Origin of the sequence: Mixta sp. Marseille-Q2659 (assembly GCF_940807255.1) — a bacterium.
In the GTDB taxonomy this organism is placed as follows: Bacteria; Pseudomonadota; Gammaproteobacteria; order Enterobacterales; family Enterobacteriaceae; genus Mixta.
The window spans coordinates 67,911-84,028 of record NZ_CALNWY010000011.1 but is presented as its reverse complement, the minus strand read 5'-3'; the positions used below and the strand labels follow the sequence as shown (position 1 = coordinate 84,028).

General features: G+C 47.0%; 11 protein-coding genes and 1 pseudogene. 1 reads left to right on the top strand and 11 read right to left on the bottom strand.

From position 1 onward, the window contains the following. The 4 genes from P3C52_RS10240 to galF all read right to left on the bottom strand — a co-directional run bounded on the left by P3C52_RS10240 (nt 1) and on the right by galF (nt 5,002). Entirely contained in the window at nt 1–1,431 is a 1,431-nt protein-coding gene (locus tag P3C52_RS10240) for a lipopolysaccharide biosynthesis protein (RefSeq protein ID WP_275554903.1), read from the bottom strand. 2 nt (nt 1,432–1,433) lie between these two features. Beyond that, the gene (gene wecA, locus P3C52_RS10235) at nt 1,434–2,486 is read right to left on the bottom strand and encodes a UDP-N-acetylglucosamine--undecaprenyl-phosphate N-acetylglucosaminephosphotransferase (protein WP_275554902.1); all 1,053 of its coding nucleotides are present in this window, start codon (nt 2,484–2,486) and stop codon (nt 1,434–1,436) included. 556 nt (nt 2,487–3,042) lie between these two features. After that, complete coding sequence (gene galE, locus P3C52_RS10230; RefSeq protein ID WP_275554901.1) at nt 3,043–4,056, bottom strand: UDP-glucose 4-epimerase GalE; 1,014 nt, start codon at nt 4,054–4,056, stop codon at nt 3,043–3,045. A gap of 49 nt (nt 4,057–4,105) precedes the next feature. After that, nucleotides 4,106–5,002, bottom strand: coding sequence for a UTP--glucose-1-phosphate uridylyltransferase GalF (galF, locus tag P3C52_RS10225; RefSeq protein ID WP_275554900.1), 897 nt, complete (start codon nt 5,000–5,002; stop codon nt 4,106–4,108). 375 nt (nt 5,003–5,377) lie between these two features. Between galF and P3C52_RS10220 the strand changes: the two genes are divergently transcribed. Further along, nucleotides 5,378–7,207 carry a hypothetical protein gene (locus P3C52_RS10220; protein WP_275554899.1) on the top strand — a complete coding sequence of 610 codons (1,830 nt, stop codon included), beginning with the start codon at nt 5,378–5,380 and terminating at the stop codon, nt 7,205–7,207. 41 nt (nt 7,208–7,248) lie between these two features. Here the strand turns inward: P3C52_RS10220 and P3C52_RS10215 are convergent, their stop codons facing one another. The 7 genes and pseudogenes from P3C52_RS10215 to P3C52_RS10185 form a co-directional block, all read right to left on the bottom strand. After that, nucleotides 7,249–8,727, bottom strand: coding sequence for a lipopolysaccharide biosynthesis protein (locus P3C52_RS10215; RefSeq protein ID WP_275554898.1), 1,479 nt, complete (start codon nt 8,725–8,727; stop codon nt 7,249–7,251). A gap of 32 nt (nt 8,728–8,759) precedes the next feature. Continuing rightward, on the bottom strand, nt 8,760–9,782 hold the full coding sequence (locus P3C52_RS10210) for a polysaccharide pyruvyl transferase family protein (RefSeq protein WP_275554897.1): 1,023 nt from the start codon (nt 9,780–9,782) through the stop codon (nt 8,760–8,762). 96 nt (nt 9,783–9,878) lie between these two features. Next, nucleotides 9,879–10,652 (bottom strand): annotated as a pseudogene (locus tag P3C52_RS10205) (glycosyltransferase); the annotation flags it as partial. Between the two features lie 275 nt (nt 10,653–10,927). After that, nucleotides 10,928–12,163: a glycosyltransferase gene (locus P3C52_RS10200; RefSeq protein ID WP_275554896.1), complete on the bottom strand. Its 1,236-nt coding sequence runs from the start codon at nt 12,161–12,163 to the stop codon at nt 10,928–10,930. Between the two features lie 276 nt (nt 12,164–12,439). Further along, on the bottom strand, nt 12,440–13,843 hold the full coding sequence (wcaJ, locus tag P3C52_RS10195; protein ID WP_275554895.1) for an undecaprenyl-phosphate glucose phosphotransferase: 1,404 nt from the start codon (nt 13,841–13,843) through the stop codon (nt 12,440–12,442). A 73-nt stretch (nt 13,844–13,916) separates the two neighbouring features. Continuing rightward, nucleotides 13,917–14,999 (bottom strand): glycosyltransferase, encoded by a 1,083-nt coding sequence (locus P3C52_RS10190; protein ID WP_275554894.1) that lies wholly within the window; start codon nt 14,997–14,999, stop codon nt 13,917–13,919. Beyond that, the gene (locus P3C52_RS10185) at nt 15,000–16,094 is read right to left on the bottom strand and encodes a hypothetical protein (protein WP_275554893.1); all 1,095 of its coding nucleotides are present in this window, start codon (nt 16,092–16,094) and stop codon (nt 15,000–15,002) included. Nucleotides 16,095–16,118: the final 24 nt, after the last annotated feature.

Here is a 16,118-nt window from a genome sequence, read left to right as displayed (position 1 = left end):
TTATTTGTCTCTTGGTAAAAAAAATCCTCTGAAGATATATACTAAATCTCGTTCAAAGAAAAAAATAAGGGCGGAGTATACAGATAAGGCTATAGACAGAGAAAACAACATTTTTAATATCGAAGGCGATAAATTACAACAAAAATAATACGCAACAACAGCACTGATGAAGCAAATAACATACATCTTACCTAACTTTTTAAATTGTACCCACATCGTTATAGTAGATAACATTTGCGTATAGTATGTATTTGCAAATAACTCGAATAAAGACATACATAAGAGGCCATAACATATCCCCTTAATACCAAATTCCAGGCTAATAATTAAAATAATAGTGGCTACAATTTTTTTTAAAATCTCTAATCGGAGGAATATATCTGATCGCCCCTTAACATGTATCAAATTAAGATTAATCGCATGCACAGGATAAAATGAGTAAGCCCAGCATAAAATACAAAAATAAGGTATAATACTGAACCATTCCTTTCCAAGTAGTAGAACTATTAAAGAATCTGATATTAGAGAAAGCCCAATCATTATAGGAAATATAACTGCAGCTGACATTCTTAGCATTAGTAAATAATCTTTATCTAGCTTATTTTCATCATTTTGATGTTTGCTAAGTAAAGGGAAAGTAACTCTTTGTATTATCGTAGTTAACGTGGTAGCTGGAACGCTGGATAATTGCCTGGCTTGGTTAAAAAAGCCTACGCTCGTGGCATTAAAAAACTTACCAATAATCAAAGGATAAATATTTTTATATATAGTATCAATTAATCCCGATAATAACAGCTTATAGCTAAAGCCGTATAGACGCTTAAAACTCTCACTTGAAAACTTACCTTTAGGATGCCATGGTGAATAGTAATACAGTATGGATGTACTTATAAAAGACATAGTAATATATTGGACAACAAGAGCCCAGACACCATAATTATATAATGCCATCACTATGCTAATTAAACCTGCTATGAAAACACTTATTATTGATGCTTTCGCTTGTGTTTTAAAGTCAAGTTCTCTTGTCAAACGGGCTTTTTGTACAATTGACAATGCATTAAAGAGAAGTGAAGACCCCATTAAAATTAATAAGCTTTTAATCCTTTCATCTTCATAAAAGCCAGACAGGGGAAAAGCTATGATTATTAAAATTGCATAAGTTAATAAACCTATAGCTATATTAAAATAAAAAGCAGTAGTGTAATCTCTTTCCGTACAACTATCTTGTCTTACAAGAGCAATTAAAACTCCACCATCAATAAAAACTTGGGCTATTGAAATAAACACCATTATTAATGCTACCAGCCCAAATGCTTGTGGTCCTAAAATCCTTGCTAAAACAATGACCACAAACAATTGCATAAATTGTGCTATTATTCTTTCTATAGCGCTCCATTTGAAACTATTGAAAGTCTTATTATTTCTCATGTTTAAATTTTACTTATTCCTTTATTTTTGAGTATAGCTTTTTTTGAAAAAGATTGGGTATTGAAAATAATAAAGTATGTAATAAAAATTACAAAGAATATTAATAAGCTCAATGGTTCATTTAATTTTGTCTTAAGCATCAGTATACCAACGGAACAAAAAGTCACATGCATGAGAGCTATTAAAATTAAGCATTCATTAGTTTTAAAACCAAATTTTAACAACACATGATGCAGATGCTCTCTGTCCGGCTTAAACGGGCTGTCCCCTCTTCTGATGCGTGCAATCATCACGCGCAGCATATCCATCAAAGGAACGGCAATCAGCCACAGGGCAGTCACAGGGCGCATCACCGCATTTTCGCCCTGGGTGGCGATAATCAGCAGCCAGATCACCGTAAAGCCGATTAGCGTACTGCCCGCATCGCCCATAAACACTTTAAACTTGCGCCCCCACGGGATCCCGAGGTTTAGCAAAATATAAGGCAGGCAAGCGACCATCAGGCACAGGCACCACAGCGCCATATCATCTTGTTCGCCCATCCAGAACACGACGGCTAAAGCACCAAAAGTGACGGAAGAAAGCGCCCCCAGCAGCCCATCAATACCATCAACCATATTGAAAGCATTAATAGCGCCAATGACGGCCAGCAGCGTTACGGCATAGCCGACAACGCCAAGCACCAGTTCGTAGCCAAACAGAATATTGCCTAGTGAATAGAGATAGAGGCCGTTGTACATCATAATGGCGGCCACCAACGCCTGCAGCGCCATGCGCGGCAGCACGGGTAAATCCAGTTTGTCATCCAGCACGCCGACGACGATTAACATCGTGGCGCAAACCATATAGACAGAAAAGTCAGGCAGCCAGGTTGGTTGCATAACGTAGATAATCCACAACGAAAGATAAACCGATACTCCGCCGACCAGCGGAATATGGCCGTTGTGATGTTTCCGCGCATTAGGTTTATCTACCAGCCCTACTTTCTTGGCAATCTTACGAGAGATAAAAAGCAGCGCCAGCGCTCCCAGAAAAACGAGCACGATTTCTTGCATGTTTGCACCAGTATTGAAAGTGATCACAGATCCCTGAAATTGCCCACGCTACCGCCCCTGGCTTTAAGCAACCAGATGCTTCAGTGGCTCAGGGCTCAAACAAGCATAGCCTGCGAGAGCAACCTGGTAATTTTTTCTCGTAACGCCGACAGAAAGCGCTATAACCCTGCGCTAATAGTTTACGATTCTCGTACTATCATCGTTTACAGACAAGTATAAAATTGCCGGTTCAGGCGTTGACTTCTCTGCTTTTAGCTTAAGAACGCGTTGATTGTTTGCTTTACAAACAAAGCGCGCAAAATATCAGCTCTGTTTACTTTCGTCATAACGCCATCGCGTTTTATGATCCTTTAATGCGACAGGCTCTATTTTACGGGGCCTCCTGCGGTACTAAAAGCGATGCCGTTTAGCTTTCGTTTAGCGTAGCCATGAAACAGAAATGGCTTCTGTTTCCAGAAGCCACACAGTGCATTAACTTATTTCACAAGGCAATCAGCACTATTAACAGGCATAAACAAACCTTTTGCTTTGCGAAAAACATTAGATCAACTTGATTTTAACGGTAGCCGTTAGGATTTTTTGACTGCCAGTTCCAGGTATCGCGCATCATCTCATCAATGCCACGGGATACGCGCCAGTCCAGCTCGTTATCCGCCAGCGTCGCATCTGCCCAGAAGGCGGCCAGATCGCCATCGCGGCGCGGTTTGATTTCATAAGGAATCGGCTTGCCGGACGCTTTTTCAAATGCCTTGACCATTTCCATTACGGAATAGCCTTTGCCAGCGCCCAGATTATAGGCTTTGTAACCCTGAACCTGATGCAGGTGATCGAGCGCTTTTAAATGCCCTTCCGCCAGATCCACCACATGGATATAGTCGCGCACGCCGGTGCCATCTTCAGTCGGATAGTCATTACCAAAAATGCCCACCTTTTCCAGACGGCCGATCGCAACCTGCGCAATATAAGGAAGCAGATTATTAGGAATGCCGTTCGGATCTTCGCCGATCTCGCCAGATTCATGCGCGCCAACCGGGTTGAAGTAGCGCAGCGCAATGGCTTTGAACTGGCTGTCCGCTTTGGCGTAATCCTGCATGATCTGTTCAACCATCAGTTTTGACGTACCGTAAGGGCTGGTGGTGCCGCCAATCGGTGTGGTTTCAACATAGGGAACCGGCGCATTAGCGCCATAAACGGTCGCAGAGGAGCTAAAAATAAAGTTATAAATGCCGGCGTTGCGCATCTCTTCCAGCAAAACCACCGTACCGGAAACGTTATTTTCATAATATTCCAGTGGTTTGCGGGTCGATTCGCCCACGGCTTTCAGACCGGCAAAATGGATAACGGCGCTAATGGTGTTGCTGGCGAAGATATCGCGCAGGCAGGCGCGATCCAGAATATCGCCCTCAACGAAAGTGGCTTTCTTTCCGGCCAGCTTCTCAACGCGGTTAATGGATTCCCGCGAGGCGTTGCTGAGGTTATCCATTACCACAACGTCGTCGCCGCGCTCTAAAAGCGCCAGCACCGTATGAGAGCCGATGTAGCCTGCTCCGCCCGTTACCAAAATAGCCATGTGAACTCCTTTTATGCCGCGCAAACGCGCGGCGTGTCATAGTGAGGAATTATTTTGCCAACAATTGTTTGATGGTCTCGCGGAAAGCGGCGCCCTGCTGGTTGTTACGCAGACCGTAAGTCACAAATGCCTGCATATAGCCCAGCTTACGGCCACAGTCGAAGCTGTCGCCGGTCATCAGGCAGGCATCAACCGGCTGTTTCTTGCTCAGGCTGGCAATCGCATCCGTCAGCTGAATACGGCCCCAGGCGCCCGGCTCGGTTTTTTCCAGCTCGGCCCAGATATCTGCGGACAGCACATAGCGCCCTACCGCCGCCAGATCGGAATCCAGTTTTTCCGGGTGTTCTGGTTTTTCGATAAAGCTGGTAATCGTGCTGACGCTGCCCTCATTCTCCAGCGGCTCTTTCGTGGAGATCGCGGAATATTCAGACAGGTCGGCCCCGTGCATGTGCTTCGCGAGAACCTGGCTGTGCCCGGTTTCTTCAAAGCGCGCGACCATTGCGGCGAGATTATAACGCAGGTGGTCAGCGGTGGAATCATCCATGATGACATCGGGCAGCACAACCACAAAAGGATTGTCACCGATCATAGGACGGGCACAAAGTACCGAATGGCCGAGGCCCAGAGGTTGCGCCTGGCGAACGTTCATGATAGTTACGCCCGGCGGACAAATGGATTGTACTTCACTAAGCAGCTGGCGCTTCACACGCTGTTCCAGCAGCGCTTCCAGTTCATAGGTGGTATCAAAATGGTTTTCAACCGCGTTCTTCGACGCATGAGTGACCAGCACGATTTCCTTGATGCCCGACTTAACGATTTCATCAACAATGTATTGAATCATCGGCTTGTCTACGATAGGCAGCATCTCTTTAGGAATGGCTTTTGTAGCAGGGAGCATATGCATACCGAGACCCGCAACGGGGATAACTGCTTTAAGCTTGGTCATATTTTTTCCATATAATGATGTGAAGACATTCAGCGATTATGCAATAAAGGACTAATCGTTAAGTATAATCTTATTCTGAAAATTTTCCTGGTCAACAATGTTAATGAAAGAAAGTGATAACGCAGCCGGATGTTATAGTGCTGAATAAATCCAACAATAAATCCAGGGTATAAACAATAAAGGAAAAACCGCCTAATCAGCTTATTTTATTACGGCAAGCACTATTCGCTGAGATTAATCTGATAAAAAATCAGACTGTCAGCCACAAGTGTAAAAAAGCGTTTTCTTTTATCTGAATTTAAATATTACATCTTCCAATTATCTGGCTTAAATGAATAATGAAACCTGGCGTTATCATTCTTAAAAGGGTCAGAGATGAGCATTAATGAAAAAGCCGGTGAAGAACGTATCCACTCGCGGCGTAAGGCCTTAACCAAAATATTGGTTTCCGCCGCTGCCGTGGGCACGCTAGGTAGTCTGACACGCGCGAATGCGGCCCCCGCTTCTGCTGCGCCCGCGCCGGAAGGCGCCGCAGGAAAGATCAGCGGCGCGCCAGGCATTATTCTCGATCATGCATCCACCTCTTGGGCGAAGATTCGTAATGATATTCATCGCGGTAACGGCCCGGTCGATAATTTCGCCGCCCTTCAACAGCTGGCGGAAGATAAGAAATACCTGACGATTGATACGCCGGTCAGTATTAATAAGCCGGTTAAGCTGACAATAAAAAACCAAATCATCGAAGGGCGCGGCAACGGTATTATTACCCCATTAGGCAATATGGGTAATGAATTTTTACTGGAATTGAAAGCGGACGCCACACAAATTCACGGCATGGTATTAGATAATCCTATGCTATTAAAAAGTGAAACCGGCGGGCGTCAGGGCGGAATAATGATTTCCGCCAACTATTGTGAAGTGTCTAACTGCTATTTTTATCGCATGCTGCAGTCGGTTATCGCCCCGGCGGGCTTTGGCGCCTACGGCACCAAGATTACTAACAACTGGTTTTTAGAGTGCCTGGGCGCGGGAACCGGTATGCGCGATCTGCATTCCAAATTGGGCGAGGATCGCGGCGACGCGGTCACCATCTGGGGCTCCGGCACCATTATGACCGGCAACCATGCTTACTGTAAGGCGGGCGAAGATGCGCGCCTGGCATTCCATGCAGAAGGGTTACCGGGGGCCCGCAAGCACCTGCGCGACTTCGATCACAAAGACATCATCATGGCCAATAATATGGCGAAAGGCAGCTTCCGCCGCCACTTCGCGATGGAAAATATTATCGGCGGCATCTCTATTGGTAATATTTCCATGGGCGGCGCAACCTGGTGGGGCGAAGCCTATATTCAGTGCAAAAATATCAACGTTAAAAACACCATTCGCTACAGCAACAGCCCGGACATGTTGAACGGCAACGCCTGGAAGCCGATTAAAGCGGCGATCGCCATCGTCAATTTTAACGAAGGCATTAATATCGACAGCACCGTCCTGATTGCCAAAGGAACGAAAGCTTATGGCTTCGCCATTGCCACCCAGACCGGCGATCATGATGTCACCCTCTCCGGCAGCATGATTAATGAAGGGGCGCGGACCAACACTGCACTTTACCTGAATCAACCGAAGCGCTTCCGCATTAATAATCTTGATACGCGCGGATTCGCCAGGGCGGCGCTAATCACCTCGAATCCCGATGTGTTTATCTCCAGCAACAACAGCTATCACGAGCTGAACGGCCAGGGTATTGGATTAGAAATGGCGCGCGGCAAAGGCGGCACCATTAACGTTAACGGCGATACCTATCTTAACGTCAGTACCGCGTTTAAGCTGCCGAACCTGGATAACCTGAGTATTAAAAATACGCAGGTGAGCGGCGAAGGACGCTTCGCTACGCTGAGTGGCATCAGCCGGTCACTGACCATTAGCGATAACAGCGTGATTTCCGGTAACGAGATGCCCATTGCTTACAGTAACGGCAGTTCGCCCGATATCGCCTGGACTATCCAAAACAACATTGGCGTCAGCAGCAACTTCACCTACAGCAGCGATCAGCTCTCCTCAGCAAAATCGCAGCTGAATCAGCGCAATAAATATGCCGGGAAGAGTGTCTCGGTCAATAACAATGCGGTGTGGGTAGCGCTGGGGAACAGCCCTGAAGCGCCGTGGTTAAACCTGGCGACGCAAAAACAGGTGAAGCCGGCATAAAAAAAAGCCTCAGCGTCAGCGCTGAGGCTTTTTTCTTACTGTCAGGCAGGTTTTTTACGGTTTTTAATCATCGTCACGGCATTGGAAAAGACCGCCAGCTTATGGCGAGGAATAAAGATCATCACGTACAGGCCATAAATAACGGCACCCGCAACAATATCTAATACCAGTTTTTCCCAGCCGGTTTGCAGATGCAGCAGACGATCAATCGCAAACAGGCCCAGACACATCACCAGCGAACCGATAATCGGGCTGACAATCTGCGCCAGGTACTCTTTCCAGGTGACGTTCAGCAATGTGAGCGCGCACCAGGCCGAAACCGGATAGAGCAGCAGCGTGCGCAATGAGTAAGAGAGCGCCATCGCGACCAGCCCATAGCGGACAAAGATAAAGAAGATGGTGATATTGGTTACCGCATACAGCAGCGTCAGGCGCGACTGCCAGTCGGGGCGATCGCGGGCAAACATTACCGTATGGTTATAGTAGCCAATGGAGACGATAAAGCCGGTGGCGCTGACGATCTGCATAACCGGCACCGATTCCATCCACTTCTGCCCCAGCAGCAGCCAGGTAACATCATGCGAAAGATAGCAGAGTCCGATAAAGGCGGGCGCGGTAAGCAAAATGGTAAAAAAGGTGGCGTTCAGATAGTGGGATTTGAACTCATCCAGCTGATTTTTTACCCGCGAAAACGCCGGTAGCGAAACGCGCATCAGCGCGGTCGCCATCACCGTATTCAGCGTGTTCACGATACGTTTACCTGCGGAATACACCCCGGCTGCCGCACTGCCCAGATAGTAAGTAATAAAGAAAATATCACTGTTCTGGTTAGCGAAGTTGGTAACACCACTGAGCGCAACGTGGCGGGAAAAGCGCATTGACTCTTTAAACGAGGCCATGGAAAACTTCAGGCGCGGTTTCCACGGCGTCGCCAGCCACAGCGTGACGGTCGCCACCACCGAAGTCACCACCTGCTGCATAACCAGACTGGTAATGCCCATTCCCTTCCACGCCAGATAAACGCCGACAATACCGCCGAGGCCAATGGAGGTAATCGAGCGGATCGCCAGCGAACGGAACAGCAAGCGATGCGTCAGCCAGGCTTCATGCGTTTTACTCAGGCCGCTGACCAGAATAATCACGCTGGTACCGCGAATAACGTCGCCCAGCCCTGGCACATCCATCATATTTTCCAGGATGTTGGCCGAGAAGAAGACAATGAGAAACGCCGGAACCGCAAATATACAGCAGCTTAAAAAGGCCGTATTAAAGTCTTCGTCGGTCGGCTCATGCTTACGAATGATCGACGTGGCGATACTTTCAAATATGACCGTCCTGAACAGCTGGGTAATCAAAATGGACACGCTGAGCATGCCATAGAGATGCGGGTCGAGTAAGCGCGCCAGCACCAGGAAGATAACAAAGGTTATGCCCTGCGCTGCCACGTTATCGAGGATTGACCAAACGGCGCCGGAGGCGACGCTGCCTTTCGGCGTAGGTTTATCTGACTGTTTGCTCACTGTAATGTCCTGATTGGTGGAAGGTTTCAGCGTTACGCGCGGGCGATGATTTCGACCTGGCGTAAACGCTCCTGCAGTTTTTCCACGTTCTCATAAAACACCTTATCGTCGCTGCGCTGGCCACCAAGCTGGGCCGCCTGACGCAGTTTCGCCGCCGCCTGATCAATATAGCGGTCGTTCCATTTCATATTGAAACGCGTCTCCGCGCCGGTAAACAGGCGATCCGGCACTTCATGAGAGAAGTAACGCGTATATTTCAGGTAGCGCGGCCACCATGCAGTACTTTTCTGCTTACGTACGCGAATAAATTCTTTAATGGCGTAATCCACGTCGGCGTTTTTCAGGTGATAGTTTTCCCCATACAGCGCCAGCGTTTTATCACGCATTGATTCACGGAATGAGCTGCTGCCTAACACCAGCGGCTGATAGTGCTGATTAATCGTCTGGGTCCAGTCGAGCCATTTAAAGGTGTTGATCTGGCTGGAGCTGACCAGCGGCACCCACGGCACGCGCATCGCATCGGCAATAATCGCGGCATGCATGGCATCTGCCAGAATCAGTTTGGCATGACGGATACGGTTAATGATGGTTTTCGCATCACCCTGCGGGCTGATATATTCCACCCCGGCACGGCGGCAGGCTTCTTCCCACTGACCGGTTTTCAGCGCGTCGTGGTGAGGAATGAAAATCACACCTTTGCGCTCAGCTTCCGGCACCGGCTGGAATTCTGGCAGCGTACTTAATAACGCAGCGCCATCGGTAATCGCTTTTTCTTTTGGCAAGCCCAGCACATGCGCAGTCAGCGGGCCGCGTACGCTCAGGATGTTCCAGCTTTCATTACCAAAGTTGGCTGGCGGAACGCCATAGCCAACGCCGCTACTGAACACGATCCATTTTTTGGCTGGCGGCAACGCAGAGCTGATAATTGTCCCGATACCGGCAAAGCGGCATTCTTCATTATCATCAAACACCCCTGGTAATAAATCGTGCCACAGCCATTCGTTTAAATCGTCGCCAAAGTTACCTGCGGCAGTTTTATAATAATGAACTTTCACTCTTCTCTCCTAAATAACCACCAATGATTAAAAACGTTAAAAGGTTAATCGATCGCCATTAACGCCGATCGTTCCCCTTTTTTAAAGCGGGGAAATTTATCCTTTTTTCAGAATATGCTTACCCATGCGCCCCAACAGAACCAGCGTATACGGTGATGTAAACAGCATGACATTAAGGATATTTATTTTTTTATTTAACGTAGGGGATACAGAGTAAAACTCACGAAATGAGAGGTGCGAACGGCATTTTTTAATTGCCTGTACCGCGGCGGAAAAGCTTACGGCGCGCGAAACGGCCATAAACGCAACGCGTGCGATAACAGAATATTTATGACGCAGGAAAATTTTACGTTCTTCCTTATTCTTCCAGACGCTACCCGTCAGCTGGTCAGTCAGAGGCAGGTAATCTAAACGCATGGTTGCTTTATCCCAGGACTTCTTGGTCAGCGATTGAGGCCGTTGAATGTAATGGTAAAGCGGCTCTGCGGTGAAGGACATAGTCATATTCTTATTAAAGATAAGAATCAGCACTTCATAATCTTCGAAAATGATTTTCTTTTCATCGAAGGCGATGCCGTCAAAGAGTTCGCGCTTAAACAGCTTATTCCAGAGAAAGCCGGGAATGTCGCCTTCCAGCATCGCAATTAAAGCCTGCTTGCCGGTCAGCGTGCCGGCAGGCGCAAAGCGGTTAGTGACTTTTTTACTGCTGCCATCTTCGCTTTCATAAAAATAGAGGCACTGGGAAACATCTGCCTGCTCTTTTTCCAGCGTATTAACCAGCGAGGCAATCATATTGCTTTCCAGGTAATCATCAGAATCCAGGAAGGCAATATAGTCGCCGCTGGCAGCGGCAACCAGACGGTTACGGGTTGCAGAGACCCCAGATTAGGCTGATTCTGCTGAAGAACAAAGCGCACGTCGGGATGATTATCACGTACCGCCTGTACCAGCGCGAACGTATTATCCGTTGAGCAGTCATCGATAATAACGATTTCGAGATTTTTATAACTCTGGTTAATAATCGAAAGCAGCGTTTCTCGATGAATTTTTCGCAGTTATACACCGGGATCAGTACACTTACTAAAGCTTCAGTAGACATCGCACGATCTCTCTTACACATTTTTTATCTGACATTAGCGCCATATTCATGCAGGCTGCTGCCCGCTAATTAATGCGATCAGGCTGTCATAAGACTTCTTCTTATCGAACTCCTGCTCAACCTTTTGGCGCGCGGCCTGCAGCATCGGCATCAAGTCGGGTTTTTCGTCCGCGATTTTCGCAATGACATCAGCCAGCGCAGCGGCATCTTTCTCTTTAATCAGCCAGCCATTCTTGCCGTCTTCAACCAGCTCAGGAATGCCGCTGTGCCAGGTAGAAACCACCGGAATCCCACGTGCCATCGCCTCCATCAACGCTACCGGCACCCCTTCCATATCGCCATCTTCCGCGGTCTGCGAAGGCAGCATAAAAATATCCGATTCGCGCAGGAACTGGTTAATGACCTGCGGCGGCTGGAAGCCGTGCAGGATGACCTGATCCTGCAAGCCGTAACGGGCAATCGTCTGCTCAACTTCCTCACGCTGCGGGCCGTTGCCCAACACGTTATAGGTAAAGGCGTAACCGCGTTCTTTCAGGATGCGGCACGCTTCCAGCGAGGTGAAAATCCCTTTTTTATCGGTCAGACGGGCGATAGTCAGCAAGCGGATCGGTTCGCCAATCTGCTTCAGCGGAGAAAAATCGAAATCTTCAGTGTCGATGCCGACGCGCATAATATGCGTTTTGGCCGCATCGCCGCCCAGCGAGCGAATGCGTTCCGCCCACAGTCGGCTAATTGGCAGGATAAATTTGCTGTCATGAAACAGCTCTTTGTAATCTTCCGCGTAGGTTTTCAAAATACGATGGGTGGAAATATCGTAACCGTGGAAAATTGTCGCCAGCTCGCCTTTCAGAACGCCAAATTGACGCAGCTTATTTGCCAGCACGCCAGCAGGTCCGAAATGCGCAATAAACAGATCCGCCTGATAGCTCTGTTTATTGGCGGCGATGATCGCGGGCAGAGAGAGATTTTTAGCGCTGTAACCATACTTTTTATAGTTAAGCGCCGGAAGCACTTTAAGCTTTGCCTGAGCTAAACCTTTGGCAATGGTTTTCAGACGACTCATTGCGCGAGCGCTGGTTTTATTTTCTTCAGCAGATAATAAATAGTGCGTTTTTTGCAGCAGCGCATAGCGATCTTTCTTTGCAAATTCTTCAACTGCCGGGCCAGGCAGTACCGCAATTATTTCAACGTCAAATCCTCTGTCGATAAAATAGGTTATCTGATTTGTTACAAATGTTTCTGAAGGCACCGGAAAAGTATAAACAAAAAAAGAGATTTTCATTGCCACCTCTGTCTACGATTGCTAAACGCCTAAAAAAAAGGAGATATCCCATCTTCTTCAGATGGCATCCCCTTATTTTATGCAAATATAATCGTAAAGCTTAGTCAGCGTCGCCAGATACGGCGAGCGGCACATCCCCTGCCTTAACGCTGCTTCGCTAAATAAAAATTAAAATCCTGCTATCCTGTCAGAAAATCATTTTGTCGCTTTGCTGACTTACGAGAAAGAGTAAGCCAGCCTGCTTTTATTTACCGTTGAAAATTAAACAACTATTTTTTAATAAGCCGTTTTACTGATAAAGCCTTTAAAGATCGTCAGGAAAATGATTCTCAGATCCAGCATGATGCTCCAGTCGCGGATATATTGCAGGTCAAACTCGATGCGCTTTTCCATTTTTTCCAGCGTATCGGTTTCACCGCGCCAGCCATTAATCTGCGCCCAGCCGGTAATGCCAGGTTTAACCTTGTGTCGCAGCATATAGCCCTGAATAATCGAGCGGTACTGTTCGTTATGCGCCACGGCGTGCGGACGCGGCCCAACGATTGACATATCCCCTTTCAGCACATTGATAAACTGCGGCAGCTCATCAAGCGAGGTTGAACGCAGGATCCGGCCGACAGGCGTAATGCGCGCATCGCCTTTAGTTGCCTGCGTAACCTTATCGCCATTCTCCATCACCGACATGGAACGGAACTTCCACACTTTAATCGGCTTACCATCCATGCCGTAACGCACCTGACGGAAAATAACCGGACCTGGCGACGTAAATTTCACCAGTGCGGCAATGGTCAACAGCGCCGGCGAAATAAACAGCAGAATGCAGGAGGAAATAACAATATCTTCCAGACGCTTCAGTACCATATTGATACCGTTCATCGGCGTTTCAAACAACGGCACCACCGGCACGCCGTTAATCTCTTCCGTGCGCGACTGCAAAATATTAAAGGTGAAAATATCAGGAATCAGCATTACCGAGCAGGTGGTATCGGAAAGTTTGACCACCAGATCGCGAATAGCCGTCTCTTCCGACATCGCCATAGCGATATAAATTTTATCCAGCTTTCCTTCACGGGCATCAACTAACAGCTGGTCCAGATTGCCGCAGTAGTTGATATTTCCCGCATCACTACGAGATTCATTAGCAACGTCAGAATAGAGCCCGACAACGTTCATTCCCATCCAGGGAGCGTTAATGAAACTATTAGCAAGTGAAACGCCGATAGGCATATTTCCGACAATCGCCACATTGCGCGTGTTATAGCCTAATTTGCGAATAACGCGGGCAAAGTAACGAATCGCCGAACGGCAAATAATAAAGCCGATAGCGACAATGCCGAACCACAACAAATACGTCTTAAAGTTAACATCCATTTCGCTGACGAAGGACATCACCCCGGCGGTAATAAGAATACTCAGCGCCCAGTTTTGCAAAATCAGCTGCAGTTCGCTGGCAAAGCTAACGCCACGCCATGAACGATAAAAATCTGTGATACCGCCAATCATCTGGAAAAGGACCAGGGCAGTAAGAGAAAGCAGCCACCAGGACGACGAAAAAGGCTGGGATTCAATACGCGCTAAAATATAGAGTCCCGTAAACATAACAAAAATGTCAGAGAAACGCTGTATGATAGAAATAATCGACGCATTGGTACGCGTGCGAAACCCACTAGCCGTTATCATTTTATTATCTTCCCTGCCTAATTCATGCATGATTGAAGACATGTCTTAGACCTCGCTATAGTTAATTTGGTGTTCAACGTTTCAGTATGTCGGCATATAAACCATGCGTTTTGGCTATCATAGCCTGAGAAGTAAAGTTATCTCTATATAATTGATTTCCTTTTCGTCCCATTACTTCTAAATCAGATTTATCTAAACGATTGAGAACGGAAAGTAAGGAATCGGCATCGCCATTTTTAAACAAGTAGCCCGTTTCATTATTAATCACAACTTCCGGCAGAGAAGTCGCGTCGCTGGCAATAATTGGCACTGAATAACTCATTGCCTCCAGCGGCACCATCGCAAAACCCTCCCAGCGGCTGGGGATTACCAGCACATCGGCCGCGATAAAATAAGGTTCCATCTGACTTGCTTTAAGCCAGCCGGTATATTCCGCGCCGGGCAGCTTTTCAATTTGCTCTGCGCTGTGAACACTGTCGCCTATCAACGTCAAATGAATATTGCTGTTTTGATTACGCTTCATGGCATCAAGCAGAATGTCGTAACCTTTTTGATAATCGAAACGGCCCACGAAGAGTAAATTAATTCGTGGATCGGCGCGGTTATCCGCCTTAATAATATTTCTTTCGGCTACGCCGTTATGAATCACAAAAAGCTTGTCAGCGTTAATGCCGTGCGCCTTAGCCTGATCCGCTTCATACTGGCTGACGCAGATAATGGCGTCGGTCATTGGCAGCAGCGCTTTTTCGATCAGCGAATAGATTTTCTTTTTTCCATTGCTGGTCTGCATTAAAAAGCTAAATGCGTGGGGACAATAAACCACCTTCGGTCGTACAAAAGGCCAAAGTAACAGCAAACAGGCACGTCCAATGACACCGGCAAACGAACTGTGAAGATGCACAACATCAGGCTTGAACCGCATTACCGTGCGGCAAAAAGCGATGGCGAAAGAGAACAACGTGCCGACCGAACGGCCCTTACGCTGCCATTTCACCACGTTTTCTTCATGCGCCGTATCCAGTTCTCCCGCCTGATCTTCCGGGATCAGGCACTGGATTTGATAACTGCCTTTATCTTCCTGTTGTGCCGCGACAAGTTGCTTTAAAACTGTGGCTACGCCACCTTTTATTGTCTCAGCAGCATGGAGGATCTTCATTTACTCTTCCTTTTTAAATTTCCCAAAACTTAAATAGACGTAAAACATTAACGGGTAGAACGGCGCGAGGTGTCGCAAATAGCTGCCGTAGTCAGGCTCAAACAGGCTCTGAATTACCGTATATGAAATAATAATTAGTGAAAATAACACCACCAGCGGATAGGTTCTGTCCTGCAGCGCGGCATTAAGCGTCTGCCATATTCTCCGATACATCAGAATAATAAAGGTGGAAATTACCACATAATAAGGCGACAGCATTAATATCAGCGGGAACGGGAAGAAGAACGTTATCCAGGTCAAACTCACGTTCAGCCAGCCAAATATTGGGTTGCCTGCCGGGAACCAGGGGCGAATCAGCGTATTACTGCCGTCGCCGGTATCATCCAGACGGTGTTCGTTTACCTCATTACGGAAATTATCAACGTCAATGCCTAAACCAAACTGGAAGCCAAACGCCAGCACCAGCAGAGAAAGGATACAGAGAATAAATATTGTTTTCCCTTTATGCACATAGCGCGACATCAACAGTAAACCGTAAAACTCTATCAGGAATAAAAACCAGTAAGTCCTGAAGTAGTAGGCGTAAAACAGGGCGAAACAGGTCCATATCAGCAGCCCGGCTGTTCGATTCATAAAGGTAATCAGCAAAGGCATCATCATCAGAAATACGATGAAGTCTTTACTCTGCCACGTCAGGTTAATCATTGACGAGAAGCAGAAAAACAGGAATACGCCGATATCGAAAATATTCATCGAGCCGCCGCGCACCTTAATAAAGATAAAGACAAAGGTGCTGATGACAATCACGGCCGATATAAGCGCAAAGACAATCGAACTCTGTTCAAAACCTAACAGCTTATAGAAATAAGCGGTGCTGCCGTAGGAGTTCCCCGGCCCGAAGCCGTAGGTAAATTTCATAAAGCTGAAAATAGTGATTTGGTCAGAAAAGAAGTACGGCTTCATTACCGATTCTTTAACCAGGGCCACGCCCATCATTACCAGCATCATGAACAGGAACAGCATAAATGTCATATGCGGATCAAAATAGAGATAGCGATTCTTTCTTATACCTATCTTCAGGGATACAAATTTCATTATATTTTCGCCATTCCAATTGCT